General features: G+C 58.3%; 21 protein-coding genes. 13 read left to right on the top strand and 8 right to left on the bottom strand.

The annotated features are described in order from the left end of the window. The first annotated feature begins 97 nt into the window (after positions 1-97). The 3 genes from ACR0B7_RS01470 (at position 98) to ACR0B7_RS01460 (ending at position 3,211) form a co-directional block, all read left to right on the top strand. Complete coding sequence (locus ACR0B7_RS01470; protein WP_170481339.1) at positions 98-1,312, top strand: helix-turn-helix domain-containing protein; 1,215 nt, start codon at positions 98-100, stop codon at positions 1,310-1,312. Positions 1,313-1,383: 71 nt separating this feature from the next. Continuing rightward, on the top strand, positions 1,384-2,505 hold the full coding sequence (gene ispG / locus ACR0B7_RS01465; protein WP_170481342.1) for a flavodoxin-dependent (E)-4-hydroxy-3-methylbut-2-enyl-diphosphate synthase: 1,122 nt from the start codon (positions 1,384-1,386) through the stop codon (positions 2,503-2,505). Positions 2,506-2,644: 139 nt separating this feature from the next. After that, positions 2,645-3,211 carry a hypothetical protein gene (locus tag ACR0B7_RS01460; protein ID WP_170481347.1) on the top strand — a complete coding sequence of 189 codons (567 nt, stop codon included), beginning with the start codon at positions 2,645-2,647 and terminating at the stop codon, positions 3,209-3,211. A 52-nt stretch (positions 3,212-3,263) separates the two neighbouring features. On the opposite strand, the gene ACR0B7_RS01455 is transcribed toward ACR0B7_RS01460, so the two are convergent. Beyond that, the gene (locus ACR0B7_RS01455; RefSeq protein WP_170576626.1) at positions 3,264-4,022 is read right to left on the bottom strand and encodes a DsbA family protein; all 759 of its coding nucleotides are present in this window, start codon (positions 4,020-4,022) and stop codon (positions 3,264-3,266) included. Beyond that, positions 4,019-5,401: a M48 family metalloprotease gene (locus tag ACR0B7_RS01450; RefSeq protein WP_170481354.1), complete on the bottom strand. Its 1,383-nt coding sequence runs from the start codon at positions 5,399-5,401 to the stop codon at positions 4,019-4,021. Before ACR0B7_RS01450 ends, ACR0B7_RS01455 begins: the two co-directional genes overlap by 4 nt. Between ACR0B7_RS01450 and ACR0B7_RS01445 the strand changes: the two genes are divergently transcribed. The 6 genes from ACR0B7_RS01445 to ACR0B7_RS01420 all read left to right on the top strand — a co-directional run bounded on the left by ACR0B7_RS01445 (position 5,400) and on the right by ACR0B7_RS01420 (position 14,046). Continuing rightward, on the top strand, positions 5,400-6,557 hold the full coding sequence (locus tag ACR0B7_RS01445) for an aminotransferase class I/II-fold pyridoxal phosphate-dependent enzyme (protein ID WP_170576625.1): 1,158 nt from the start codon (positions 5,400-5,402) through the stop codon (positions 6,555-6,557). The two genes, ACR0B7_RS01450 and ACR0B7_RS01445, sit on opposite strands and share 2 nt — an antisense overlap. Positions 6,558-6,629: 72 nt before the next feature. Beyond that, positions 6,630-7,850: an N-acetylmuramoyl-L-alanine amidase gene (locus ACR0B7_RS01440; protein WP_170481365.1), complete on the top strand. Its 1,221-nt coding sequence runs from the start codon at positions 6,630-6,632 to the stop codon at positions 7,848-7,850. 95 nt (positions 7,851-7,945) lie between these two features. Next, on the top strand, positions 7,946-10,435 hold the full coding sequence (locus ACR0B7_RS01435) for a PBP1A family penicillin-binding protein (RefSeq protein WP_170382771.1): 2,490 nt from the start codon (positions 7,946-7,948) through the stop codon (positions 10,433-10,435). Between the two features lie 90 nt (positions 10,436-10,525). After that, positions 10,526-11,650: a peptide chain release factor 2 gene (gene prfB, locus ACR0B7_RS01430; protein WP_170413759.1), complete on the top strand. Its 1,125-nt coding sequence runs from the start codon at positions 10,526-10,528 to the stop codon at positions 11,648-11,650. A 186-nt stretch (positions 11,651-11,836) separates the two neighbouring features. Next, on the top strand, positions 11,837-13,237 hold the full coding sequence (locus ACR0B7_RS01425) for an amidase (protein ID WP_170576624.1): 1,401 nt from the start codon (positions 11,837-11,839) through the stop codon (positions 13,235-13,237). 26 nt (positions 13,238-13,263) lie between these two features. Then, a complete protein-coding gene (locus ACR0B7_RS01420; RefSeq protein ID WP_170481371.1) occupies positions 13,264-14,046 on the top strand; it encodes a DUF2189 domain-containing protein in 783 nt (260 codons plus the stop codon). Between the two features lie 9 nt (positions 14,047-14,055). On the opposite strand, the gene ACR0B7_RS01415 is transcribed toward ACR0B7_RS01420, so the two are convergent. The 3 genes from ACR0B7_RS01415 to ACR0B7_RS01405 all read right to left on the bottom strand — a co-directional run bounded on the left by ACR0B7_RS01415 (position 14,056) and on the right by ACR0B7_RS01405 (position 17,471). Continuing rightward, positions 14,056-14,808: a helix-turn-helix domain-containing protein gene (locus ACR0B7_RS01415; RefSeq protein WP_170569640.1), complete on the bottom strand. Its 753-nt coding sequence runs from the start codon at positions 14,806-14,808 to the stop codon at positions 14,056-14,058. A 283-nt stretch (positions 14,809-15,091) separates the two neighbouring features. Continuing rightward, the gene (ilvN, locus tag ACR0B7_RS01410) at positions 15,092-15,652 is read right to left on the bottom strand and encodes an acetolactate synthase small subunit (RefSeq protein WP_170382781.1); all 561 of its coding nucleotides are present in this window, start codon (positions 15,650-15,652) and stop codon (positions 15,092-15,094) included. Between the two features lie 67 nt (positions 15,653-15,719). After that, entirely contained in the window at positions 15,720-17,471 is a 1,752-nt protein-coding gene (locus ACR0B7_RS01405) for an acetolactate synthase 3 large subunit (RefSeq protein WP_170413748.1), read from the bottom strand. Between the two features lie 424 nt (positions 17,472-17,895). Here ACR0B7_RS01405 and ACR0B7_RS01400 point away from each other — a divergent pair, with 424 nt between their 5' ends. Further along, a complete protein-coding gene (locus ACR0B7_RS01400; RefSeq protein WP_170481375.1) occupies positions 17,896-18,741 on the top strand; it encodes a HalD/BesD family halogenase in 846 nt (281 codons plus the stop codon). A 93-nt stretch (positions 18,742-18,834) separates the two neighbouring features. On the opposite strand, the gene ACR0B7_RS01395 is transcribed toward ACR0B7_RS01400, so the two are convergent. Beyond that, entirely contained in the window at positions 18,835-19,482 is a 648-nt protein-coding gene (locus ACR0B7_RS01395) for a response regulator transcription factor (RefSeq protein ID WP_170481377.1), read from the bottom strand. Then, positions 19,479-20,912, bottom strand: coding sequence for a cache domain-containing protein (locus ACR0B7_RS01390; RefSeq protein ID WP_170564907.1), 1,434 nt, complete (start codon positions 20,910-20,912; stop codon positions 19,479-19,481). Before ACR0B7_RS01390 ends, ACR0B7_RS01395 begins: the two co-directional genes overlap by 4 nt. A 248-nt stretch (positions 20,913-21,160) precedes the next feature. Here ACR0B7_RS01390 and ACR0B7_RS01385 point away from each other — a divergent pair, with 248 nt between their 5' ends. From ACR0B7_RS01385 to ACR0B7_RS01375, 3 genes are all read left to right on the top strand, one after another. Next, positions 21,161-22,243, top strand: a complete 1,083-nt coding sequence (locus ACR0B7_RS01385) for a TRAP transporter substrate-binding protein (protein WP_170481382.1) — start codon at positions 21,161-21,163, stop codon at positions 22,241-22,243. A gap of 122 nt (positions 22,244-22,365) precedes the next feature. Further along, on the top strand, positions 22,366-23,292 hold the full coding sequence (locus ACR0B7_RS01380) for a TRAP transporter small permease subunit (protein WP_170382794.1): 927 nt from the start codon (positions 22,366-22,368) through the stop codon (positions 23,290-23,292). 17 nt (positions 23,293-23,309) lie between these two features. Beyond that, positions 23,310-25,664: a TRAP transporter large permease subunit gene (locus ACR0B7_RS01375; RefSeq protein WP_170481384.1), complete on the top strand. Its 2,355-nt coding sequence runs from the start codon at positions 23,310-23,312 to the stop codon at positions 25,662-25,664. Positions 25,665-25,802: 138 nt separating this feature from the next. On the opposite strand, the gene ACR0B7_RS01370 is transcribed toward ACR0B7_RS01375, so the two are convergent. Further along, the gene (locus tag ACR0B7_RS01370) at positions 25,803-26,192 is read right to left on the bottom strand and encodes a VOC family protein (RefSeq protein ID WP_170481387.1); all 390 of its coding nucleotides are present in this window, start codon (positions 26,190-26,192) and stop codon (positions 25,803-25,805) included.

Below are 26,192 nucleotides of genomic sequence, written 5' to 3'. Positions count from 1 at the left end.
CGTGTTAAGATTATTCTAACAAAACGGGCAGGCGAATCATTTAGGCCATGATTCGTTGCTAGCGTAAAACACGCGTAGGCAGAATGGGGCAGCAGGGATGATTGGGCGCAGATCTCAGCGCGAATCCAAAAATGACATCGAAGTCCGACCGAAAGGGTATGACGACTACGAGGTCAGGCTTGGCGACATGATGCGCGGCGAGCGTGCGACTATGGGCAAGTCGCTTCTGGATGTTCAGCGCGAATTGCGGATCAAGGCCAACTATATCGCCGCCATAGAAGACTCAGACCCAGAGGCATTCGACACACCCGGCTTTATCGCCGGGTATGTGCGTTCTTACGCTCGCTACCTTGGCATGAACCCTGATGAGACATTCGCGGCGTTCTGCAAGGAAAGTGGGTTCGAGGTCGCGCACGGCATGTCCGCTGAGGCTTCGGTTGTGCGTAAACCTGCAGGTGGCTTGCCGGCGCGCGGTCCAATGGGCCGTGATCCGTTCATGTCGCCCAACACGCCTTATATCCCCGGTCGGGAATCTCTGGTCAGTCAGATTGAGCCTCGGGCGATCGGATCTTCCTTGGTTTTGTTGTCACTGATCTGCGGTATCGGTTACGGCGGATGGGCCGTTCTGAACAAGATTCAGCAAGTACAGGTCAGCCCGGTCGAGCAAGCCCCGGTCGTGTTGTCCGATCTGGATCCGCTGGATGTTGCCCGCTCTGACGGATCGTCCGATGAGGTTGCTACTGTTCAGACCCCCAGCGCCGAGGCTCTGGATCGTTTGTACCGGCCTCAGGCGCTGGATGTCCCTGTGCTGGTTGCTCGGGATGCACCGATCTCTACGCTGGACCCGCGTTCCGTCGGGACTTTCCTGCCACCAGAGCCGCCTCAGTTTGAAGTCGCCGAGGTGCACACTGTCGAACGTCCTACTTTGCCGCAAGTGGTCGAGGAATTGGACACAACGCTCAAGATCGTAGCCGTCGACCCGGCTTGGATGCGCGTCACGGCTGCGGATGGCAGCATCATTTTTGAAGGCACGCTAGGTACGGTCGAGCAGGGCAGTACTTTCGAGGTGCCGCTGACCGAGGAACCGCCGCTGCTGCGGGCGGGGGCATCCGGTTCGGTCTATTTTTCGATGAATGGTGAACATTTCGGCCCGGTTGGTAATCCCGGAACGGTCGCAAAGGGCGTAGTTCTGTCCAAGGATGCCGTGGCCGATCGTTACGACGTCGCCGATCTTGAGGCCGAACAGAACAGCGCGCTCAAACAGCTCGTTGCTGAATTACAGGCGCAAGAGTCGCAAGAACCGGCTGAGTGATCTTGCCATTGCGGTGCCCTGATAGGCGGACTATTTAAAGACGCAACTCAGGCTGCCTTGGACCCGATCCCATGTCCCTCAATCACGTTCGCCCGTGGCGAAACATCTATCGCCGCAAGTCCCGTCAGATCATGGTTGGCAATGTTCCGGTCGGGGGCGACGCGCCCATTGCCGTGCAAACGATGACGAACACCCTGACGACGGATGTTGCGGCGACCGTGGCGCAGGTTCAGGCGGCGGCCGAGGCGGGGGCGGATATCGTGCGTGTCTCTGTGCCTGACGAGGCATCGTCGCTGGCGCTGAAAGAGATTGTGCGCGAAAGCCCGGTTCCGATCGTTGCCGATATCCATTTCCACTATCGCCGCGGGATTGAGGCCGCCGAAGCGGGGGCCGCCTGCCTGCGGATCAATCCGGGCAATATCGGTGACGAAAAACGCGTGCAGGAGGTCATCAAGGCCGCCCGCGATCACAACTGCTCGATCCGCATTGGGGTCAACGCCGGGTCTCTGGAAAAGCACCTGCTTGAGAAATATGGTGAGCCGTGTCCCGAGGCGATGGTCGAAAGCGGGCTCGAACATATCCGCATTTTGGAAGACAACGATTTCCACAACTTCAAGATCAGCGTGAAGGCCAGTGACGTGTTCCTGTCCGCCGCCGCTTATCAGGGCATAGCCGAGGCCACCGACGCGCCGATCCATCTGGGCATCACCGAGGCCGGAGGGCTGGTCAGCGGCACCATCAAGTCTGCTATCGGCTTGGGGAACCTGCTGTGGATGGGGATTGGCGATACAATCCGTGTCAGCCTGTCCGCCGACCCGGTCGAAGAGGTGAAGGTGGGCTATGAGATCCTGAAATCTCTGGGCCTGCGCCATCGCGGGGTGAACATCATCTCATGCCCGTCCTGCGCCCGGCAGGGGTTCGACGTGATCAAGACGGTTGAGGCGTTGGAGCAGCGGTTGGAACACATCAAGACGCCCATGAGCCTGTCCATTATCGGCTGCGTCGTGAACGGGCCGGGCGAGGCGTTGATGACTGACGTCGGCTTTACCGGCGGCGGGGCGGGGTCCGGCATGGTTTATCTTGCGGGTAAGGCCAGCCACAAAATGTCCAACGATCAGATGATCGACCACATCGTGGAAGAGGTCGAGAAGAAGGCCGCAGAACTGGATGCAGCAGCAGAGGCGGCGGAATAGCGCCTCCTCGGTTTTTTGGACGCGACGGGCGTTCTTTTCTTACTCGGGAAAAGCCTGTCCACCAGCAGGAAACGTCATTCTTTTGCCAAACTTACCCTGAAAAACATCGTTCAGGTTGAGCAGTTCAAGGCATCTTCAAATGAGGTTTCTTTCAAGTGTGGCCGCAGTTTCCTGCGCTATTCTGGCAGCATGCAACAGTGGGTCAGGCGAGTATGACAAATACCCCCGGGACGTGAATGTTCCGGTCCCGGAAAACGCCGCAAACACCAAGTTGCGCTATCTTTCGGCTGATCTCGCGCCGTACAATCAACGTGGTACAGTCACGAGCATCATTGTGACCCTCGGGCCTGGCGGACAGTCAAAGCCGCCCAAGGACACGCCGCAGGTGTTGGCGGACCCGTCGCTGGCCTCAAGGGTTGCGGCGTCCCTGTGGGACGGAAGTGACTCTCGGGCGGCGATGAGCCTCGCGCAGCAGGTCGCGCGGTCGACGTATTGCCGTTCTGGTCCCATTACACCCGACAACGGCGTTCGCCGTATCTCGAACCCGCAGGATATCAGCGCCGTCCTCGCAGAAAGCCAAAAGCAGGGGCGTGATGTCATTCCCGCAGGTATCAAAGGCACGTCTGTGCCTGCCGCCCAATTTCGGTCGGATGGCACAAACAGGTGGGTTGTTTGGCTGAAATGCGACGCGCCCTTTCCGTACTAAGCGCGTGACGCAATAAGAAGGGTCGGAGGCGGTTTGTCCGCCTCCTGTCAGATTAGCCCTGTTCGGCGCGCACGACGTTGGCAATCTCGATCATCTGGTCAGCCGTCAGGAATCCGCGCAGCATCTCTGTTCCCAGAACGAATGAGGGCGTGCCGGAAATATTCATGCGGCGTGCCAACTCGCGCGTCTGGTTGATCTCGTTAGTGACCTGTTCGCTGTTCATCGCTTCAATGATTGCGTCGCTGTCCAGACCCAGACCGTCCGAGATACGGCGCAAGGTCACTTCGGTGGGTTCACCTCCGAATTCCAAAAGGGCGTCGTGAACCTGTTTGTACGCGTCGTCACCAGCTACGTGCTTGGTTGCGATAGCAAAGCGCGACGACATGATCGAGGCGTCGCCGAGTATGGGAAGTTCTTTGATTATCAAGCGGATATTTCCGTCTTCTGACAGCAGCTCTGCCACCTGGGGGACGGCCCGGCGGCAATATCCACAGCGATAATCCATGAACTCGACCAGAGTTAAGTCTCCGTCGGGGTTGCCTCCGACCCAGCTATATCCATCGTTGAACAGCTCGTCAGCATTGGCTGCGACCAATTCCTGATCGGCCTGCGCTTCGGCCAGAGCGTTGCGTTGTTCAAGGATGTTGATGGCCTCGATAATCACTTCGGGGTTTTCCAGAAGATATTCCCGTACCTGTTGGCCGAACTGTTCCTTTTCCGCGTCGCTCATTGCGTTCAGGTCCAATGCCTGAGCAGGGCCGGTGATCAAGGAAAGCCCCAGCAGGGCCGGCGCAGCGTGTCTGAGGATCATTTCCGTTTCCTTTTCTTTTTCTTAGCTTGTTCAGAGGCAATCAACACATCCTGTGCACGTTGCCAACCCGGAGAGCCCTCGGGCAACTGCCCGACAGCCCGTCTTGCGTGAATACCTGCATCAGCCAGCCGGCCTTGCAAGGCAAATCTTTCGGCGGTCACGGCCGAGGCCATCCCGTTATTGCCAACCTTGGCGTAGGCGACCCCTAAATCTTGCATCAATCGTGCATTGCGATAGTCCCTTGCGCGTGCTTTTTCAAGGACTTGCAGGGCGTTCTTAGTCTGTCCTTGTGCCAATAGCGCACGGCCGTACCCGGCAAGGATTAGCGGGTTGTTCGGGGCCAGCTCTACCGCCTTGCCGTATGCTGCAACTGCTTCTTGCACACGACGGTTTTCCAGCAATATCTGCCCTTTGAGCTCATAGTAAAAAGGGTCGTCGGGGCGAATACTCAAAGCCTGGTCTATGGCGCGGCGGGCGTTGGGCAGGTCGCGGTTTTGGTGGTATGCGGCGGCCTCGCGCATTAGGCGGATGTCCTGTGCGCTTTCTTCCTTTGATCGTCGCATGGTCCAGGTCGGGGACCGCAGAAAAGCCGATAGCTTGCCTTTTGCTCGTGCGAACCAGTAGTCCGCGCTCTGGTTGGGCGATGCCTTGTCCCCAAATTCGTCCAGAAACGCCTCAGCCGCGCGCAGGCGTTCCCGGCTGGTGGGGTGTGAGCGCATGTAGGGGTCTTGATTCACGACGCTTAACAGTTCCTGTCCCGCAAACTTCTGGTGCAGCGCGACCATGCCGCTGGGCGAGATGCCCGCCCATCTGAGATAGCTGGCCGCACTGCGATCAGCCGAGGATTCTTCGGCGCGAGTGTGGGCAAGAAAGCTGCGTAGCGCTGAACTGGATGTGCCCGCTGCGATGCCTGCAGCAGCCTCGCCACCGCCAGCAGCGGCCACGACCAAAGCAAGAGCGGTCCCCAACTGAGCGTTCCTTTGCGCGGCTTTCAGGTTCTCCACTCGCCGCGCCAGATGACCATTAGCGATATGTGCAGCTTCGTGCGCGATCACGGCCTGCAACATTTCCGGGCTTTCGACCGTCAGGATCAGCCCGTAGTTCAGGTAGATCGCGTTATAGTCGATGACGAAGGCGTTGAATGTGCTGTCATTCACCACCAGAATCTGGACGCGATTTGTGTTCAGCCCAGCGGCGCGCAGGACGGGGAATGCCAGTTCGCGCAGCCCGTATTCGATATCCGGGTCACGGATCAGGCTTTGCGCTGCGGACTGAATGGCGCTTGCGAACCATGTTACTGCAATCAGCAACAGGGCCGGGATTGACGCCAGCCTGGATACGCGTTCAAAAGCCATGGCTGCAACATGGGAGATGGGCATGAGAAACTCAACCCGGTCCGGGGTCGATCCCTTTATCGTGATGGACGTTATGGAGGCCGCGCGCCGCGCTGAAGAGGCCGGGCGCACCATCATTCACATGGAGGTTGGCCAGCCGGGAACCGGTGCGCCGCAAGGGGCGACCGATGCCTTGGCGCAAGCCATGAAAGAAGGGCCATTGGGGTATACGGTTGCACTGGGCCTTCCGGCTTTGCGGCAGCGGATCGCACGGATGTATGGTGAGTGGTACGATGTCGACCTGAACCCCGAGCGTGTGGTGATTACTCCGGGGTCGTCTGGCGGTTTCTTGCTGGCGTTCACGGCGCTTTTCGACAGCGGAGATCGCGTCGGCATCGGCGCGCCCGGTTATCCGTCGTATCGGCAGATACTAAAGGCGCTTGGGTTGGTGCCAGTCGATCTGCCGACCGCACCGGAAAACCGGCTTCAACCTGTGCCGTCTGATTTCTCGGGGCTTGATCTGCAGGGGCTTATGGTTGCGTCTCCGGCCAATCCAACGGGGACAATGCTGGATCACGCGGCGATGCAGGCGTTGATTGGGGCCGCGCACGAGCAAGGCGCTTCGTTCATCAGTGACGAAATTTATCACGGGCTGGAATATGAGGCCAAAGCCGTCACCGCGCTTGAGCTGACGGATGAGTGTTATGTGATCAATTCGTTCTCGAAATATTTTTCGATGACGGGCTGGCGCGTGGGTTGGATGGTTGTGCCCGAAGATCAGGTGCGCGTTGTCGAGAGGATTGCCCAGAACATGTTCATCTGCGCGCCGCACGCCAGTCAGGTTGCGGCTTTGGCCGCGATGGAGTGCGAAGATGAATTGCAGGCAAATCTCGATGTCTACCGGGCCAACCGTTCGTTGATGCTGGAGGGTTTGCCCAAGGCAGGGTTCACCAACATCGCGCCGCCAGACGGCGCCTTTTACGTCTATGCAGACGTGTCTGACCTGACGGACGACAGTCGCAGCTTTGCGGCGGAAATCCTTGAAAAAGCAGGCGTCGCGGTCACTCCGGGTCTCGACTTCGATCCTGTGCGGGGCCATACAACGTTGCGGTTTTCCTACGCCAGATCGACGCCGGACATAGAAGAAGGATTGCTGCGCCTGACGCGCTTTATGTCGGAACGCTTAGGGTCGGCCGAGTAAGCGCAGGGCGTTCACAAGCGGGCGCAGTTCGGCTATGCTGTGCGTCAAACGATCTCGGGAAAACTTGAGGCCATGAGCAGGATTCTATTCGCCATTGCGCTGATCTGGGCGCTGAACGGTGCTGCCGTCGCGCATGAGTTCAGTGCGCTTGCACGTGTGCTGCCCGATGACAGCCACGTCACAGATGACGGCCGCGCCGGAGTTCGGGTGCAGCTTGGTCTCAGTCAGGGCGTACCATACCGGGTTTTCACGCTGAGCGATCCCTACCGCATGGTTCTGGACTTTCAAGAGGTGGACTGGACCGGCTTGGACCGCGACAGCTTTTTGCAGACCGATCGTGTCAGTGGTGTCCTGTACGGTGCCTATGTGCCGGGATGGTCGCGGATGGTGTTGGAACTTGGCGCGCCCCTGGCTATCGAGACGGCGGATTTGCGCGTCGATCCGGTAACGGGCAGCGCGCAATTGTCGTTAAGTCTGCAAGGTACTGATATTGAATCGTTTTCAGCCAGTGCAGGTGCGCCTCGACAGCCGGGGTGGGATTTGCCTGAGCCATCAGTCACTCCGCCAGCGCGCGACCCGGACGGAAACCGCCTGCTGCGCGTGATGCTGGATCCGGGGCATGGAGGGATCGACCCCGGAGCCGAAGTTGATGGCCTGGACGAAAAGACCCTTATGCTGACCTTTGCCCGCGAGTTGCGTGAATTGCTTTTGCGTGCAGGCGGATATGATGTGGTCATGACCCGTTCGGACGATCAGTTCGTATCGCTGGAACGCCGCATAGCGCTGGCTCATCGTGCGGGTGCTGATGTGTTTATCTCGTTGCATGCCGATATTCTGTCCGAGGGGCGGGCGCATGGGGCCGCCGTCTATACACTGTCCGAGGACGCCTCGGATGTGGCCAGCCTCAAACTGGCGGAACGTCATGATCGTGGCGATCTGATATCGGGAATTGATCTGAGCGGTTCTGACGATCAGGTGGCGGATGTGTTGCTGGACATGGCGCGCAGGGAAACCAGGCCGCGCACCGACGCGCTTGCGCGTGCTCTTGCCGAAGGGCTAACACAGCAGGGCGGGCCGATGAACAACCGCCCGATCCGAACGGCCTCGTTTTCCGTTCTAAAGGCGGCTGATATTCCGTCTGTTTTGATCGAATTGGGTTTTCTGTCCAGCCCCAGAGATTTGGAAAACATACGAAACCCCGAATGGCGCTTGGATATGGCGCGCGGTATTCGGGATGGATTGGGGCGCTGGCATCAGGACGATCTGGTCAGGCGATCGCTTATTGGGCAGTGACCCTGCGGCGCAAAACGGCTAATATTAGCCATCGTGTTTTGACCCCGGGCAGGGGCATCACTATATAGGCTGCACCGCGAGCAAAAGGCAGTAACGTGATCCGTTTCATTCTATCAATTTTCGGGGCGATCTTCAGCCTCGTGACCTTGGGCATTTTCATGACCGCGCTAGTCATTGGCGCGATCTTCTGGATGTATGGGCGCGATCTGCCCAGCCATGAATCGCTGGCGCAATACAAGCCACCAACGATCAGCCGGATTTATTCCGGTGAGGGTCAGTTGATCGACGAATTCGCGCAGGAGCGCCGCCTGTTTACCCCGTCCGAGGAAATCCCTGATCTGGTGAAACAGGCGTTTATCTCGGCCGAAGACAAGAACTTTTACACTCATCAGGGCTATGACCCGCGCGGTATCATTGCGGCGGGTGTCGAGGCGGTTAAGTCCAAGGGCGAGAACGTCCGCGGCGCGTCCACCATTACCCAGCAGGTAATGAAGAACTTTTTGCTGTCCGGCGACCGCCGGGCCGAGCGAAAGATCAAGGAGATTATCCTCGCCACACGGCTTGAGGATACGCTGGATAAAGAACAGATCCTTGAGCTGTATATGAACGAGATTTTTCTGGGGCAGAACTCTTACGGCGTGACTGCTGCGGCCCAGACCTATTTCAACAAGACACTGCAGGAACTCGCCCCGCATGAGGCCGCAACACTGGCTGCCATGCCAAAGGCACCGTCTGATTATCATCCAGTGCGTGAAAAGGACCGGCTGATGGCGCGTCGCAACTATGTGCTGCGCGAGATGAACCAGAACGGGTATATCGATCAGGCTACCTATGACGCAGAGGTCAACATGCCCTTGCGCTCGGTTCAGAATGGTGACTTTGAGAGTTTCCGCACCGCTTTGCCGCCGCGTGACTATTTCACCGACGAAATCCGCCGACAGTTGAGTGAGGACTTCGGCGAGGGGGAATTCTTTACCGGTGGCTTTACCGTCCGTGCCTCGGTCGATGAGGAAATGCAGGTTGAAGCGGCGCGTGCGCTGCGCGAAGCGTTGCAGAAATACGACCGCTCACGCGGCAAATGGCGCGGAACGGGTGAGGTGATCCCCGAAGAAAACCTGACGGATGAGGTGCGGTGGCGCGAAGCGCTGGCCATCATGGAAATCCCGCGCGACGTGGTTCTGCCAACGCAATGGTATCCTGCCGTCGTGCTGAACGTCTCAGACCAGTCGCTGACTGTCGGCGTTGAAAATGGCCCAGCGGATGGCACCGTCCCTCGCTCGGACATTCAGTGGATGCAGGGTAATTTTCAGGACAATTTCAAGCGCGGCGATGTCATTTTGGTCATGGCCGGAGAGGAGGGGCAATGGTCCGCCCGTCAGGTGCCCGAAGTGCAGGGCGGTTTCGTCGCGATGGACGTAAACTCGGGCCGTGTTCTGGCGATGCAGGGCGGGTTCTCGTATCAGGACTCGGTCTTCAACCGCGCGACGCAAGCTCAACGCCAGCCGGGGTCGAGTTTCAAACCGTTCGTCTATGCGGCTGCGCTCGACAGTGGATACAGCCCGGCAACGATCGTTGTGGACGCCCCGATTGAGGTGAACACGCCGCAAGGTTTGTGGCGGCCCAAGAACTCGTCAAACAAGTTCTACGGCCCGACGCCGCTGCGCACGGGTATTGAACAGTCGCGGAACCTGATGACCATTCGTCTGGCGCAAGAGGTCACGATGCCTGTCGTCGCAGGCTATGCCGAGCGCTTTGGCGTCTATGATCGGATGGGTGCCTTCCTTGCCAACTCGTTGGGGTCCGAGGAAACCACGCTCTACAAAATGGTCGCGGCCTACGCGATGTTCGCCAATGGCGGTGAGCGGGTTGAGCCGACGCTGGTTGACCGGATTCAGGATCGGTTCGGCAAGACGATCTACCGCCATGATGATCGACAGTGTCTGGATTGCAATTCAAGCTGGCTGGAACCGGACGAGTCCCCCACCATCGAAACCAACCGTAGTCAGGTCATGGACGCGATTACAGCGTATCAGTTGACCTCGATGATGAAGGGCGTTGTCGATCGCGGAACTGCGTCGCGCCATGTCAACCTTCCGGTGCCGACGGCTGGTAAGACCGGCACAACAAATGAATCCAAGGACGCATGGTTCATTGGCTTCACATCAAATATCGTCGCTGGTTGCTACATTGGATATGACCGCCCGCGCCCGATGGGGCGGGGGGCATATGGCGGCACGATGTGCGGTCCTGTCTTCCAGAGCTTCATGGAAAAAGCCGTTGCAAAATATGGTGGCGGCCCGTTTGAAGTGCCTCCGGGTGGGCATTTCATTAAGATCGACCGCTTTAGCGGCGCGCGCCTGCCTGCTGATGCAACCGGCGAATACGTTGTGGCCGAGTATTTCCGCGATGGCGTAGATGGCTTTATCGACCGCGTTTATGATGGCGGCTTTGCGATGGGCTCTGATCTGCCTCTGTTTGAGGAGGTTCATAGCTCGGGCCGTCAGGTGACCACTTCGACGGGCAACACGGTCACAGTTGGCCCAAATGCCAGCCAGGGCGAGTTGCAGGGCGGCGGGCTTTATTGACGACGCGCAGTATTCGGGTCCGCGCCGTCTTGTGGTGGCGCGGACCTGTTGATATCACGCAAACCTGATTGAGCAAGTTGGGACGTAATCATGCGCGCCGAAACCCAGAATATCGTGGCGGAAATCGAAAAGTCTCTGGAGCTGCTGGCGCAGCGCATGGACTATGAAACTGCGCCGCACCGGTTAGAGGAATTCAACGCGCGGGTTGAGGACCCCAACCTGTGGGACAGCCCCGAAAACGCGCAGAAACTGATGCGCGAGCGTCAGATGCTGGTCGATGCGATCGAGACCTATGAGTCGATCAAAACGGATTTGAGCGACAATATCGAACTAATCGAACTGGGCGAGATGGAAGAGGATAACGAGGTTGTCCAAGACGCCGAGTCCGCGATCAAGGCGCTGCAGGCCAAGGCCGCCAAGAAAGAGCTGGAAGCCTTGTTGGATGGTGAGGCGGACAGCAACGATACCTTCCTCGAGATCAACTCGGGTGCGGGTGGTACCGAAAGCTGCGACTGGGCGTCGATGCTGGCGCGGATGTATGTGCGTTGGGCCGAGAAAAAGGGTTACACGGTCGAGTTGCAGTCCGAGACGGCCGGAGAAGAAGCGGGGATCAAATCCGCCGCTTACAAGATTTCCGGTCACAACGCTTATGGCTGGCTAAAGTCGGAAAGCGGCGTGCATCGGTTGGTGCGGATTTCGCCCTATGACTCGGCGGCCAAGCGGCATACCTCGTTCAGCTCGGTCTGGGTTTATCCGGTGGTGGACGACAATATCGAAATCGAGGTGAATCCGGCGGATATCCGTATTGATACCTATCGGTCCTCTGGCGCTGGCGGTCAGCACGTGAACACGACGGATTCGGCTGTGCGGATCACGCACATTCCGACTGGCATCGTGGTGACCAGCTCCGAGAAATCGCAGCATCAGAACCGCGATATTGCGATGAAGGCGTTGAAGTCGCGGTTGTACCAGCAAGAGCTGGATCGCCGGAACGCCGACATCAACGCGGCGCATGAGGCCAAGGGCGACGCGGGCTGGGGCAACCAGATCCGGTCTTACGTGCTGCAACCCTATCAGATGGTCAAGGACCTGCGGACCAACCACGAAACCTCGGATACCAAGGGTGTGTTGGATGGTGATCTGGATGAGTTCATGGCAGCGACGCTGGCGCTGAATGTAGCGGGCAAAAGTCGGTCCGAGGCGCAAGGCGACTAAGCTGGGAAGGGGGCTCTGCCCCCGCCGCGCGTTGCGCGTCTCCCCCGGGATATTTTGGGCCAGATGAAGTGGATCCGGGCACGGCTGTGTGGCGGAGAAAAGATACATTTAAACAATGGGTTTAAATGAGAAGTCGCCCCCGTTAGGCTGATTGCATAAGAGTAATGCAAAGCCGAAGAGACCCGGATGGACTTGAGAGAGGGAACCGCGACAGCTTTGGTAGCTGAGATGTCTGCGGGGCGTCTTTCCGCTGTTGATGTGATGCGCGCGACATTGGACCGTATAGCGGCGGTCAATGGGTCTGTGAACGCTATAGTTGCCATGCGCGACGAAGGTGAGCTGTTGGCCGAGGCGCGTGCACTGGACGAGGGGCCGGTCAAAGGCGCACTGCATGGATTGCCAATAGCCGTAAAGGATCTTGTGAACGTCGCCGGGATACCGTCGTCGCAGGGCTCGCCGTTGTTTAAAGACCATGTACCGGCAAATGATGATCTGATTGCAGCGAGGATGCGCGCTGCGGGGGCGATCCTGATAGGCAAGACCAACACGCCGGAATTTGGATTGGGGTCGCATACGTTTAACCCGGTCTACGGGGCCACGCGGAATCCATATGACACAGAGCGATCCTGCGGTGGTTCATCTGGTGGGGCCGCTGTTGCGTTGGCCACTGGTATGGTCACGCTGGCGGATGGGACGGACATGATGGGCAGTTTGCGCAATCCGGCCGCGTGGAACAATGTGTACGGGTTTCGTCCCACCTGGGGGCGCGTGCCGGCCGAGCCGGTCGGAGATGGTTTTCTGCATCAGCTATCCACGTTAGGCCCAATGGCGCGAATTCCCGAAGATATTGGGCTATTGCTGGATGTCATTTCCGGACCAGACGCGCGACAGCCTTTGAGCGGGCCGAGCCGGGCGGTTTCTCCTATACGCGCAATGGACATGACAGGGATGCGTATCGGTTGGCTGGGTGATTGGGGTGGCGCATTTCCGTACGAGGAAGGGATCGTTGACCTCTGCCAGTCGGCGTTGGAGATTTTCACGCAGCTTGGTGCGAGTGTCGAGCACGTGCCCGCCCCATTTGAGGCTGAGAAGATGTGGGAGAGCTGGGCAACTTTGCGGTCGTGGAGCGTGGCCGCAAGCCTCGCGCCTTTGACCGAGCATCGCGCGAAGTTAAAAGATACGGCTTTGTGGGATCTGGACCGCGGGCTCGGGTTGACTGCGATGCAGGTGCATCGGGCCAGTGTCGCGCGTTCAGACTGGTATCGTCGCGCTGCAGAGGTGTTTGAGCGTTTTGACGCTCTTGTGTTGCCAGCAGCACAGGTTTGGCCCTTTGACGTTGATGTGCCGTATCCGACGGAAATAGCAGGAAAAAAGATGGATACGTATCATCGTTGGATGCAGGTTGTCGTGCCTGTGAGTTTGATCGGGTTGCCTTGTCTGTCGGTTCCTGCCGGTTTCGGAGCCGAGGGGTTGCCGTTGGGGTTGCAGGTCTTTGGGCCTCGGGGGGCAGATGAGCGCATCTTGTCGATCGGGGCTGCGTATCACGACGCGACACAGTGGCCGCAAAACAAGCCGCCTAAGTTGTGAAGGTGCAGGGGGAGGAGAGAGAAACGATGGAGAAGCCTTTTGGCGTTCCAAAGATGGGGCCAGTGAACCCGCAAATGCTGCGCGAGGCGATGCGTCTTGCTTGGGCGGACTATCGTCGCGCCCCAATGTTCGGCTTGCTGTTTGCCAGTTTCTACGTCGTGGCTGGGTGGGCCATGGCTTGGGTGACAATCCAGACGCAGACATCCTTTTGGCTTGTGCTTGCCGCTATCGGATTTCCGTTGCTTGGTCCTTTCGCGGCTGTGGGTCTGTATGAGGTTTCGCACCGGATTGAGCAGGGCGAGCCTTTGGACGTCAAAGCCATATTCGGTGTCGTCGCTCAACAGGGTCGGCGGCAGTTGCCGTCCATTTGCGCGATCATCGTGGTGATGTTTTTGTTTTGGTTCTTTTTGGGCCACATGATTTTTGCGCTATTCATGGGGCTTTCGACCATGACCAACGTGTCCACTTCTCTCGAAGTGTACTTGACGCCGAACGGTCTGACCATGTTGGCCGTGGGGACAGCCGTCGGCGCAGTTTTCGCGACAGTTCTTTACATGATTACAGTGCTTTCGATCCCAATGCTCCTTGATCGAGAGCTGGACTTCGTGACCGCAATGATCGCCAGCTACAGCTATGTCAGTGCGAACATGCCGGTCATGCTGGGCTGGGGCGTTTTTGTTGCGGTTCTGACCTTTGTCGCGATGATCCCCTGGTTTCTTGGGCTTCTTGTCGTTCTGCCTTTGCTCGGTCACGCAAGCTGGCATCTGTATCGGTTGATCACGCAGTCAGAAGCAACGGCTGAAGCATAGCTCATACGTTCATGCTGTCGCTCTGGCCGTGATTTGTTCCGCGCGACGGGCGGCCCGGGCGGCGGCAAATGCCGATGTTGGGTTTGTTCCCAAATGCCGTAGGGAAAGCCGGCGCATTGTTGTCGCGCTCGCCGTGGTTTTGGAAAGGCAAATTGCTACACCACGCCACCGATCTGCGTTGTCTTCGCTGCCGCGGGTCATAAGGTAAATCCGGCTGTTCTGGGCCGCTCGGCCAGACATCAGGATGTAAATCTGGTGGCCGGCACAGGCTGCAATTCCCTGGACTTCACGTTGGGCCGGGGGCAGGGGCTCTGTTCCAACGGGCGGTTCATAGCTGCGAACCAAGGTGCATTGAGGCAACCGGCGCGCGTGTAGCAATCTGTGTCTGGATGGGTGCGGGTCCTCAAGTCCGGTTTCCGAGACATAGTAGAACCCCGCAGGAAACAGGCTTTCGGTCAGTGTGTTTGGGCCTGATCCCAGAAAATCCACCAGCGCAGTTGCCGCCGGGTGGGGCGGCGGCAAGTCAATCTTGTCGATAGGGCGCAATAAAATGCGGGCATCGACATCGAAAAAATTGCAGATGCGATCAAGAATGTCTGGCCGGGGAAAGCTCTCGCCGCCGAGATATCTGTTGAATTGCGTGCGGTTTATGCCGAGTTGACGGCAGAGTTCCGAAACAGAAGGGTACTGCTGCGCCAACCGTCGCAGGTTTGCGCCGAACACCTTGCGCAGTTCCGCCGGGCTGCGGGTTTCATTGGTCATTGCTGTCCCATGTTCCCCAAGTGTTTTTTGAAGCGCGTAGCATTTGACCAACGGTCGAAAGCACGCGCCAAGCTGTACCGACGCCTCCGAAGAATGCGTCTCAGAGCCCTTCAAGGCTAGCGTGGCCTAGCGCAAACGCAATAGGCTTTATGCCATTTTGTATGGTGTTTTGTTGGTTTCCGATGTGAGGTAGAAACCTGAAATCCATTGAAACACTTGGATTGAGGGGCAACACCCTCAGAGCCTCGCCCACAGATCCAGACTGCGGGCGAGGCTTGGCACGTCAGTCACCGCGCAGCAGGGCAGCGACGCCTGTTCTGGCAATTTCGACCAGGCCCAGCGGACGCATCAAGTCCGCGAAGGCATCAATCTTATCCGGCGCGCCGGTGATCTCAAAAATGAAGGAATTCAGCGTGCTATCGACCACATTTGCACGGAAAATATCAGCCAACCGCAGCGCTTCGACCCGCTTGTCGCCTTCGCCGACGACCTTGATGATGGCCAATTCCCGTTCGACCGACGGCCCCTCGACCGTAAGGTCATGAACGTCGTGCACAGTCACGATCCGACCCAACTGGGCCTTGATCTGTTCGATCACCTGCGGCGTGCCGGTTGTGACGATGGTAATGCGGCTGAGATGGCCGGTGTGATCCACCTCGGCCACGGTCAGGCTTTCGATGTTGTAGCCGCGACCCGAGAACAGTCCAATCACACGGGCTAGAACGCCGGGCTCGTTCTCGACCAGAACGGCAATCGTGTGACGCTCTTGCACGTCCGAGAAGGTGGGCCGTAGGTTATAGGCCGAATGGCGGGTAGAGCCTTTTTTGATATGTAGGGCAGACATTTACGTCCCTTTCATCATCCTGCGATAGCCGGGCACCACAGCACCCGACATTATTCGTCGAATTTTGTTAAACCAGAACCGAACCTTTGGAGTCGATCACGCCCTGCGTCTCGGCCTCGCCCAGCAGCATCTCGTTATGGGCCTTGCCCGACGGGATCATGGGGAAGCAGTTCTCGTGTTTTTCAACCAGACAGTCAAAGATCACCGGGCCGTCATAGTTGATCATCTCCATGATCGCATCGTCCAGATCGGCGGGGTCGGAACACAGGATGCCCTTGGCCCCGAATGCCTCGGCGAGTTTGACGAAATCGGGCAGGGCTTCGGACCAGCTATGCGAATACCGCTCGCCATGCAGCAGCTCTTGCCACTGACGCACCATGCCCAGACGTTCGTTGTTCAGGATGAACTGTTTGACGGGCAGGCGGTATTGAACGGCGGTGCCCATCTCCTGCATGTTCATCAGCCACGAAGCCTCACCCGCGACATTGATTACCAGCGCCTCGGGGTGGGCCATCTGCACACCGATCGAAGCCGGGGTGCCGTAGCCCATCGTGCCCAACCCGCCCGAGGTCATCCAGCGGTTCGGGTCCTCAAATCCAAGGTATTGCGCGGCCCACATCTGATGCTGGCCAACCTCGGTCGTGATATAGCGGTCGTGGTTTTTGGTCAGTTCTTCAAGGCGTTGCAGCGCGTATTGCGGTTTGATTGTCTTTTCACTGTTGGTGTAGGCCAGACAGTTGACCTTGCGCCAGTCACTGATCTGCGCCTGCCATTGCGACACGGCCGCAGCATCGGTCTTGCGACCGCGCGCTTTCCAGACCTTGAGGATATCCTCAAGCACATGGGCCACGTCGCCCACAATCGGGATATCCACGCGGATCACCTTGTTGATCGACGAAGGATCAATGTCGATATGCGCCTTTTTCGAGTTCGGCGAGAAGGCATCAATCCGCCCTGTGATCCGGTCATCGAACCGCGCGCCGATATTGATCATCAGGTCGCAATCATGCATCGCGAGGTTGGCCTCATAAAGACCATGCATCCCCAGCATCCCCAACCAGTTCTCACCCGAAGCCGGATAAGCGCCCAGCCCCATCAGGGTCGAAGTGATCGGAAATCCGGTCGCGTCCACCAGTTCACGCAGCAACTGGCTGGCCGCAGTGCCAGAGTTGATCACGCCGCCGCCAGTATAGAATACGGGCTTTTTGGCCGTCTCTATCGCGGCGACCAGTTCTGTGATTTCTTCCAGATCGCCTTTCAGCGTTGGCTGATAGTGCGAAGTGGACGGCTTCGGGCTGGTATATTCACCCGATGCAAACTGCACGTCCTTCGGGATGTCGATCAGCACCGGACCGGGACGGCCCGAGGTGGCAACGTGGAACGCCTCATGCATGGTCTCAGCCAGCGAATCCGTGTCTTTCACCAGCCAGTTATGTTTGGTGCAGGGGCGGGTGATGCCGACGGTATCAGCCTCCTGAAAGGCGTCCGAGCCGATCATGAAGGTTGGTACCTGACCGGTCAGAACCACGATCGGGATTGAATCCAGCAATGCGTCGGTCAGGCCGGTTACCGCGTTGGTGGCACCGGGGCCGGAAGTCACCAGCGCAACGCCGGGCTTGCCGGTCGAACGCGCATAACCTTCGGCGGCGTGCACGGCACCCTGTTCGTGACGCACCAGAATGTGGCGAATGTCGTTTTGCAGAAAAATCTCATCATAGATCGGTAGCACGGCGCCGCCGGGGTATCCGAATACCGTGTCCACGCCCTGATCCTTGAGGGCCTGAACCACCATCTTTGCGCCGGTCATCTCACGTGTCATCTGCTTTGCTCCGTTCGCGACATGTGTCTTGCGTTTTGCCAAAAAAAAAGCCCCCGAGATTTTCGGAGGCGCATGGGTTCAATTATGGTTTACCGTTACCGGCCCATGCGCGTGTTTCCTACGATTACGACTAGCGATTTCATCGCCAGAGGCTCCTTTTTTGCGTGCAGGGACATTATGGGCGGTGAAAGGGGGCGTCAACAGGCAATCGTACCAATTTTGTATCTTGAGTGGTGAATTTTGCGACATTTTATTGCGCAGATTGACGCATGATCGGAAGATTCGGGAAAATTCACTGTTGTCGGCGTGTTGATCTCGAAATCAAGAGTGTCGGAAAGCGTCATGGCAATGTCCCAAACAAGCATGATCAGGCAGTTGGGCTGAGTCACGCTGAGCTTGTCTTTGCAGGCAAAGGAGACGGGACATGCTGCATGATCTTGTGGATCTGGGACGGTATCCGATCGATTGTCCGGGCTCGCGGGCGTATGATCAATTGATCAACGACCTGAGGCGTGAGCTGGATCAGGATGGGTGCGCGGTTCTGCCGGGCTTTGTTCATGCCGAAGGGGTGCAGCTTTTGGTGAGTGAGGCCGAGGCCACGGCCTCCAAGGCGCATCGTTCTTTCAATCGCACCAATGCCTACTTTACGCAGGACAATCCGCAGTTGGCGGCGGAACATCCTGTCCGGCGGTTCTATGACCGGTCCAACGCCTTTGTACCGGCCGATAATTTTGAAAAGTCGGGTCCGCTGCGTCGGCTGTACGAATATGAAGGTTTCCTACCCTTCATCCGCGCAGCGTTGGATGAGCCACCTGACCGGTTCTTTCGCTATGATGACCCTCTTGCCGATGTCATTATCAACGTCGTCGAGGAGGGGCAGGGTTTTCCCTGGCATTTTGACACCAACAACTACACCGTGACACTGGCCATCCAAAACGGTGAGGCAGGTGGCGCTTTTGAATACGTGCCAAACCTGCGCAGTTCAAACGACGAGAATTTTGAGACTGTGGCGTCCATTCTGGACGGAAACAGAGCGCGGGTGCGCCAGCTTGAGTTGCAGCCCGGCGATCTTCAGATTTTCAAAGGGCGTTATGCGCTGCATAGGGTTGCACCCGTGCAGGGTGCGCGCAGCCGCTATGTAGGCATATTTTCATTTGTCGAGGCTGAGGGCATGTGCGGCGGGGTAGAGCGGACCCGTCAGCTATATGGTCGTGTTCTGCCCCATCACCTGGCGCGGGAAGGGATGAGAAAGGACACCTTGCTGGATTGATGTCCTTGTCCGAAAAAGACCCTCCCGCCCATTGTCGACGCGCCTTTGGCGCGCCTCCGCTGGTTGGGCGTGGCAGCGCTGCGCGCTGCGGGATCAAAAGCCGGGGCTGGTGCCTTGCAGGACGCCGTGTTCCAGCGCATAGCGCGTCAGACCCGCCGTTGATGAAATGCCCAGTTTGCGTTTGATGTTCTTTCGGTGCGTCTCGACGGTGCGAACAGAGATATCCAGCGTCTGGGCGACCTCTTTGTTCGACTTACCTTGCGCGAGCTCCAGCAGGATTGTCTGTTCGCGCCCTGTCAACGCCTCTCGGGTGCTTTCGCCCTTGGGCTGCAAGGAACCGCTGGCACCTGTGCACAGGTATTGCTCGCCCCGCATCACGGCGTCGATGGCCTGTTTGATCTCTTCGGTCTGAACATCCTTGAGGACATATCCCTTGGCGCCGTGGCTCAGCGCGGTCGAGATATATTCCGGGCTGTCATGCATCGACAGGATCAGGATGCGAGTTTGGGGCAGACGTTCGAGAATGATCTCGGTTGCGCTTAACCCGCCTAGCCCCGGCATGTTCAGGTCCATCAGGATGACGTCGGGGGCCAGGTCCGTCGCCTTTTCGACCGCCTCCTGCCCACTGCCGAGCGTACCGACGACGTGAATTTCGTCATAGCTTTCGAGGATCGACTGAATCCCTTCGGCGACCATCGGGTGATCGTCTACAATAAGGACCCGGATCGTTTGGTCGCTCATGTACCGGCCTTTCGGTTCGGGGTTGCGTCTTCTTGCGGTGGCAACAGGTGGCTCAGGGGCAGGCTGACCTCGATCACCGTACCGCTGCGTGGGCCGCGTGATGACAGAATACGCAAGGAGCCGTCAAGCTGTTCGATGCGTTCTTGCATGTTCCGCAATCCGATCCCGGCGCTTGCCTGTCCGGGGTCGCTGCGCAGGCCGCGCCCGTTGTCGGTAATGCGCATTGTCGCGCCTTTCTTATGGCCGCGCAAATCAATTGTGACGCGCGTTGCCCCAGAGTGACGCTCGATATTGGTGAGGGCTTCTTGGGCGATGCGATACAGCGCGATCTTGCTGTCCTGATCCAGACGGTTGCGGAAGACGACGGTCGAAAACTCGGTCTCGATCCCGGTGCGTTCGCGGAAGTCGTCGGTTAGCGCCTTGAGCGCCGGGCCAAGCCCCAGATCGTCCAAAACGCCCGGGCGCAGATCACGGCTGATGCGGCGGACCTCGGTGATGGCAGTACCAAGGTGGTCGATCCCCTTTTCCAACGGATCACGCGCGCCTGCGTCATCGCCCCGCGACAGGCGACGACGGGCATTGTCCAAGGCATAGCGCACCCCGACCAGTATCTGGCTGATCCCGTCATGCAGTTCACGGGCCACCCGACCGCGTTCTTCCTCTTGCGCGTCAAACACGCGTTGGGTCAGTTCTTTCAGTTTGGCATCCGCCAGTCTGCGTTCGCGGAAATTCAGCAACATGCCCGAGGCAAAGACGATCAGCACCGCGGCCAGCACGATGCCGCCGATATACATAAAGGTGCGCTGAACGCGTGCCTCGACCTCGGCGCGGGCATTGGCAACGGTGGCAACGATGTCGTCGATGAAAACCCCGGTCCCTACGGCCCAGCGCCAGTCCTGCAGGCCGACGACATAGGCGATCATTTGGGCTTCTTCTCCGGTAGAGGGCTTTTGCCACATGAAGCTGTGCCAGCCAGCCCCCTGACGGGCGAGACTGATGAATTCGTCCACGATGGGTGTGCCGTCGCTGTCGGTCAGACCTTCCCAGTTGCGGTTGATGAACTCGGTCTGGCGTGGGCTGACAAGATTGTTGCCGTCATAGTCGTAGACGAAAAAGAAACCGTCCTTGCCGTAAATCATCGCCGACAGGATTTGCGTCACAAGGTTCTGCGCGATCTTGTCGTCAGTCGATGCGCGACCGTAGATATATGCGAACCCGTTGCGAGCCTGGGTCACGTAGTTTCGCAGTTCTTCTTTCTTGGCCTCGACCAGGCTGCGTTCCAATGCCTGAATCTCGCGCTCGGCCGTTGCGCGGGACTCGTAGGCCACGAGCAGAGCAATCGCAGCCACGGCCACCACCAAGGGAATCGCCGCGACAAGCGACAACTTCTGGCCATAGGTCAGCGAAATCAGGTTCCGTAATCCCCTCATGGTCGAATCGATACGCAAGCCTGCGGGAAAATGCAAAATTTTTGGGCTGCCGGTCGCAAATCGCAGTGATCACCGGCAAAAATTGTGGAGTTTTTCGGCATTTTCGTCCGCGAACCCGGCAAAAACCGATCCGCCTACGTAGTAGTAGGTATTCACATTCAATTCGGGGTCTTTAGGCTGACGCGCACTGATAACGACTGCCCCCGGCATCGGCTGGGGTATTGGATATGTAGGGGAGGAATACTCATATGGATCGTCGTTCATTTCTGAAAACATCTGCTCTGGGCGGCTCGGCGGCTGCGGCCACCACGCTGGCAGCTCCGGCTTACGCGCAGGGTCAGCGTACCCTGACCATGGTGACCTCGTGGGGTCGTGGTCTGGCTGGTGTTTTCGACAGCGCGCAGCGTTGCGCAGACAGCATCACCGCAATGTCTGACGGCAGCCTGAACGTTGAGATCAAGGCTGCCGGTGAACTGGTTGGCGCGTTCGAGGTTTTCGACGCGGTTTCGTCGGGTCAGGCCGACATGTACCACGCGGCGGACTACTACTTTGTGGGTCAGCACCCGGGCTATGCCTTCTTCACCGCTGTTCCGTTCGGCATGACCGCGCAGGAACTGGTGAACTGGTATTACCATGATGGCGGCATGGAGCTGCATGACGAGCTGGGCCAAATCTTTGGCCTGAAGTCGTTCCTGGCCGGTAACACCGGTGCGCAGGCGGGCGGCTGGTTCTCGAAAGAGATCAACAGCCCCGAAGACTTCAATGGCCTGAAGTTCCGCATGCCCGGTCTGGGCGGTAAAGCTCTGGGTAAACTGGGCGCGTCCGTACAGAACATTCCGGGTTCGGAAGTGTATCAAGCACTGTCGTCCGGCGCGATCGACGGGACCGAGTGGATCGGACCGTGGGCCGACGAAAAGGCCGGTTTCCAGGAGATCACCAAGACCTACTACACCGCGGGCTTCCACGAGCCGGGCGCAGGTCTGTCGCTGGCGACCAACCGCGACGTGTTCGAGGAACTGACACCGGCACAGCAGAAGATCATCGAGATCGCTGCCGCCGAAGCGCACCAGTGGAACCTGGCGCAATTCCTGGCAAACAACGGTGCGGCCCTGCAGCGTCTGCAGTCGGGCGGCGTGAAAGTCATGGAATTCCCGGACAGCGTTTGGGATGCCTTCGGCACCGCCAGCCAGGAAGTTCTGGACGAAAACATGGGCGACGAGCTGTTCAAGAAGATCCACGACAGCGCGATGAGCTCGATGGCTGCGTCTTCGGCTTGGCTGAACCTGTCGTCGGGTGCTTACACCGCACAGCGCGACCGCGTTCGCGGCTAATCGCCGGACCTGAACTCAATTGGTTTCCCCGCCCAGCGCGGGGAAGCCTTTCCCGTTGCACATGCAGGGCTCGGACAAGCCAACAATAAGCTGCAGTGCAACTGACGCGACCTGGGGACAACATGCAGGACGAAAACGGTATCTCGTTCTTCGGCGCCCTGTGGAATGGACTGGTTTGGTTCATTCAGAACATTGCCGAAGCCTTCTATAATTTCGGATACGCCATCACGCATCCGCAACTCTGGCTGAACTGGTCGGACAAAGAAGCCATCATGCGCTTTGTCTACTATGGCGGATCAGTCGAGTTCTTCTTTGTGATCTTCACCATCTTTCTGGTTCTGACGGCCATTGGCCTGTACTACCGGAACTTCATGTGGGGCATGGTGCGCGGCCTTGAGGGGTTCGCCAACACCACCGGGCGCTTCTTTGCTTGGGCGGGCCTGCTGATGGTCATCCAGCAGATCGTCATCGTTTTCATGCAGCGGGTGTTTGCACGGCCCGATATGGCCTTTGGTTTCGGCATCCCGATCCAGATGGATATCAGTTGGTATGCCGAAGAACTGAAGCTGTATAACGCAATGGTCGTGTGCCTGTGCTGTACCTACACCTTCGTGCAGGGCGGTCATGTTCGGGTTGACCTGATCTATGCAGGCATCAGCCACCGGGCTAAGCGAGTCGTCGACATGCTGGGTGCGTTGTTGTTCATGATGCCGATGGCGGTGCTGACATGGATGTACGGCTGGTATTTCATGTGGCGGCACCTGATCGTGCCGAAGCCTTCGGCCAGTGACACGCTGGACAAATTGGTTCTGAAATCCCGCGCGCTGCGTTGGAACGTGGAAACCATCGGCTTCAGCCCAAATGGGTTCAACGCCTACTTCCTGTTCAAGATCCTTCTGGTGGCCTTTGCAGGCATGGTGTTCCTGCACGCCATCGCGTTCCTGTACCGGTCGTATCTGGAGTACGTGGAAGGACCGGACAGCGTTGGAAAATACCTCGACAAGGACAGCCTTGGAGAGGGTGAAGAAGCCTACGAAGGCGCACATTAGGGACGGGGACCCAGACTATGTTATTCGGACTTGATGGCGTCGAGATAGGCCTCATTATCGTGTTCTTCTGCCTTTTCGGAGGCATTCTGTCCGGCTTTCCGGTGGCCTTTGCCATCGGTGGGGCGGGGATCATCTCATTCGGGATCATCGCGGCGCTGGACAGTGCCGGGCTGCTGATACATCAGGCGATCGATACCAGCTCACAAGCCTATAGGGACGTGGTGAATTCTGGGATCAAGCCAGATGTGATATCGGTCTTCCGATACCCGGACTTACCGCGCATAGCCGAGCCGGTCTTTGTATCGGGCTGGGAAACGGCTCTTGACCGCAACGTCTCATTCATCGTGAACCGCATGAATGAACGTGTTCTGGCGGGGCAGTCGATTGAGACTCTGCTGGCCGTTCTGATGTTCGTCCTGATGGGTATCACGCTGGAACGTTCAAAGATTGCAAACGACCTGCTGACGACAATGGCGCGCGTGTTCGGACCGCTGCCGGGTGGTCTGGCCGTGTCGATTGTTGTGGTGGGCGCGTTCCTTGCGGCCTCGACCGGGATCGTGGGGGCCACTGTGGTGACCATGGGTCTGCTGGCGCTGCCGACGATGTTGCGGAACAACTATTCGCCGGAACTGGCGACAGGTGTTATCGCGGCCTCGGGTACGTTGGGGCAGATCATCCCGCCCTCGATCGTGATCGTTCTGTTGGGGACGCTGGCGGGGGATCTGTATTCAACCGCTCAGGAAACGCGCGCGGTTGAAGCGGGCTGTACCGACGCGCTGACCTATCTGGGTGAGCCTGCGGTGGTTTCGGTTGGCACATTGTTCCAGGCGGCGCTGCTGCCGGGGATCATGCTGGCCTTGCTATATGCGCTCTATGCGTTCGGATATGCGTTGCTGAACCCCGAGAAAGCTCCGGCCGTTGAATTGTCGGGTGGCAGTGGTGAGGTGATTACCCGCGCGGAAGGTCTGACCTGGTTGCTGGCTGCTCCGGTCGGCCTGATCGTGGGTGCGATAATGCTGAGCAGTGCCGGTGTCATCGGCAGCCAGAATATCAGCGTTTCGGCGTTCTCAGACATTGGCGAAGGGGCCTCGTTGCGCACCAACGTGTCTGAGGAATGTAAAGCCTCGATGATCGACCTGCATGGTCAGTCCGCCTGGGATCAGGCCGTGGCCGAGCAGGAGGCCATCGACGCCGCAGGTGGAACCAGCGAAGCCACGCGGTTGACCGAAGAGGAACTGGCCGCCGCTCAGGAAGCCAAGATCGCAGCGGCTGCCCCGATTGGAACCGGTGTCGCCGTGATGGTTGTTCTGCTGGGGCTGACGCTGGTCATGGGGCGCGGCATTGCGCCGTCTCAGTCCACGCAACCCCTGATCGTGGGGGCCATCGGCCTGTTGCTGATGCTGCTGGTGGATGTGCTTCTGATCGCGCCGACAACCTCGTCCGGGGCAACCTTCCTGCGGTTGGCAGCGCCGTTTGCGCTGGCCATGTATGGCTGTAAGGAAGCTGCGGCACGGTGTGCGACCAATGATCTGATCCGCGTGGTGTTCCCACCGCTGGTTCTGATCATCGCGGTTCTCGGCTCGATCCTGGGTGGCGTGACGAACCCGACTCCGGCGGCTGCGCTGGGGGCCGGTGGTGCGATCATGCTGGCGGCCTACCGCAAACTGCAGGATCAGGGACGGTCCGGTAAGGTGATCATCTGGTCGACATTTGCCGTGATGATCGCCCTGCTGATGGGGGTCAACTTTGACCTGCGCATCAATCAGGGCGGCGTGACGGTGGAAACCTGGATTGCCTTCATCATCGCCTATGGCGCTTACCTGTTTGCCCTGTTCGGCCTGATCTATGGGTGCTGGGTCCTGTTTACCAGCGGCGTTCTGACGCCGGTGGTTCGGGAAACCGCCAAGGTGACCTCGATGGTGTTCACCATCCTGATCGGCTCGCAATTGTTGAACCTTGTGGTGATCTCGTTTGGAGGGGAGCATTACATCCAGCAGTTCCTCAAGAGTTTTGACAACGAGTTCACGGTCTTCCTGATCGTGATGCTGGTCTTGTTCATCCTTGGGTTCGTGCTGGATTTCCTCGAGATCATCTACATCGTGATCCCAATCGTTGGGCCGGTGATCTATGGGGGGTCGTTTGATCCGAAATGGGTCACGATCATGGTTGCGGTGAACCTGCAGACCTCGTTCCTGACGCCACCGTTCGGGTTTGCCTTGTTCTATCTGAGGGGGGTTGCGCCGAAGGAGGTCACGACGGGTCATATCTATCGCGGGATCATTCCTTTCGTGCTGATCCAGGTGGTCGGAATCGCGATCTTGTGGTTCTTCCCGTCGATTGTGACAATCGTTCCGGACCTGATCCCGAACTGATCTTTTGGTGTGATACAGTGAAACTGAAAAGGGGGCCTGTTGGCCCACTTTGCTTTGGTGTTGTGGGAAGGGGCCAGCCCCTTCTTGGCCTGCGGCCAATTCATCCCCGGGATATTTTTGGCCAGATGAAGATACGGATCAGGTGAATTGGATCAGGTCCCAGCGGTTTCCGAACGGGTCGCGCCAGACTGCGACTGTTCCGTAGGGCTCGTGTCGGGGGGCTTCCTCGAAGTGAACACCTGCGGCCGTCATTTCGGCGTGGTCGCGATGAAAGTCATCGGTTTCCAGGAAGAAGCCTACGCGCCCGCCGGTCTGGTTGCCGATCGCCGCGGACTGTTCTGGGCTGTCTGCGCGGGCAAGTAGCAGTGATCCTTGTTTTGATCCTGGCGGTGCGATGCGCACCCACCGTTTTCCAGCGCCCAGATCAACGTCCTGTAATACGGTGAACTTCAGTGATTCCGAGTAGAATGCGATGGCTGTGTCATAGTCCGGGACGACCAGCGTCACCGCGTGAAGGCTTTGGCGCAT

This window comes from Ruegeria sp. BB6, assembly GCF_056539385.1.
The sequence above is the reverse complement of the archived record's forward strand: the minus strand, read 5'-3'. Positions and strand labels throughout refer to the sequence as shown.

Excerpts from the sequence above, each read along its gene's own strand:
- ACR0B7_RS01455 (WP_170576626.1), bottom strand. The coding sequence starts at position 4,022 with ATGATCCTCAGACACGCTGCGCCGGCCCTGCTGGGGCTTTCCTTGATC.
- ACR0B7_RS01390 (WP_170564907.1), bottom strand. The coding sequence starts at position 20,912 with ATGAGGGGATTACGGAACCTGATTTCGCTGACCTATGGCCAGAAGTTG.
- ispG (WP_170481342.1), top strand. The coding sequence starts at position 1,384 with ATGTCCCTCAATCACGTTCGCCCGTGGCGAAACATCTATCGCCGCAAG.
- ACR0B7_RS01420 (WP_170481371.1), top strand. The coding sequence starts at position 13,264 with ATGGAGAAGCCTTTTGGCGTTCCAAAGATGGGGCCAGTGAACCCGCAA.
- ilvN (WP_170382781.1), bottom strand. The coding sequence starts at position 15,652 with ATGTCTGCCCTACATATCAAAAAAGGCTCTACCCGCCATTCGGCCTAT.
- ACR0B7_RS01460 (WP_170481347.1), top strand. The coding sequence starts at position 2,645 with ATGAGGTTTCTTTCAAGTGTGGCCGCAGTTTCCTGCGCTATTCTGGCA.
- ACR0B7_RS01395 (WP_170481377.1), bottom strand. The coding sequence starts at position 19,482 with ATGAGCGACCAAACGATCCGGGTCCTTATTGTAGACGATCACCCGATG.
- ACR0B7_RS01375 (WP_170481384.1), top strand. The coding sequence starts at position 23,310 with ATGTTATTCGGACTTGATGGCGTCGAGATAGGCCTCATTATCGTGTTC.
- prfB (WP_170413759.1), top strand. The coding sequence starts at position 10,526 with ATGCGCGCCGAAACCCAGAATATCGTGGCGGAAATCGAAAAGTCTCTG.
- ACR0B7_RS01415 (WP_170569640.1), bottom strand. The coding sequence starts at position 14,808 with ATGACCAATGAAACCCGCAGCCCGGCGGAACTGCGCAAGGTGTTCGGC.
- ACR0B7_RS01400 (WP_170481375.1), top strand. The coding sequence starts at position 17,896 with ATGCTGCATGATCTTGTGGATCTGGGACGGTATCCGATCGATTGTCCG.
- ACR0B7_RS01470 (WP_170481339.1), top strand. The coding sequence starts at position 98 with ATGATTGGGCGCAGATCTCAGCGCGAATCCAAAAATGACATCGAAGTC.
- ACR0B7_RS01370 (WP_170481387.1), bottom strand. The coding sequence starts at position 26,192 with ATGCGCCAAAGCCTTCACGCGGTGACGCTGGTCGTCCCGGACTATGAC.
- ACR0B7_RS01385 (WP_170481382.1), top strand. The coding sequence starts at position 21,161 with ATGGATCGTCGTTCATTTCTGAAAACATCTGCTCTGGGCGGCTCGGCG.
- ACR0B7_RS01445 (WP_170576625.1), top strand. The coding sequence starts at position 5,400 with ATGAGAAACTCAACCCGGTCCGGGGTCGATCCCTTTATCGTGATGGAC.
- ACR0B7_RS01380 (WP_170382794.1), top strand. The coding sequence starts at position 22,366 with ATGCAGGACGAAAACGGTATCTCGTTCTTCGGCGCCCTGTGGAATGGA.
- ACR0B7_RS01425 (WP_170576624.1), top strand. The coding sequence starts at position 11,837 with ATGGACTTGAGAGAGGGAACCGCGACAGCTTTGGTAGCTGAGATGTCT.
- ACR0B7_RS01405 (WP_170413748.1), bottom strand. The coding sequence starts at position 17,471 with ATGACACGTGAGATGACCGGCGCAAAGATGGTGGTTCAGGCCCTCAAG.
- ACR0B7_RS01450 (WP_170481354.1), bottom strand. The coding sequence starts at position 5,401 with ATGCCCATCTCCCATGTTGCAGCCATGGCTTTTGAACGCGTATCCAGG.
- ACR0B7_RS01440 (WP_170481365.1), top strand. The coding sequence starts at position 6,630 with ATGAGCAGGATTCTATTCGCCATTGCGCTGATCTGGGCGCTGAACGGT.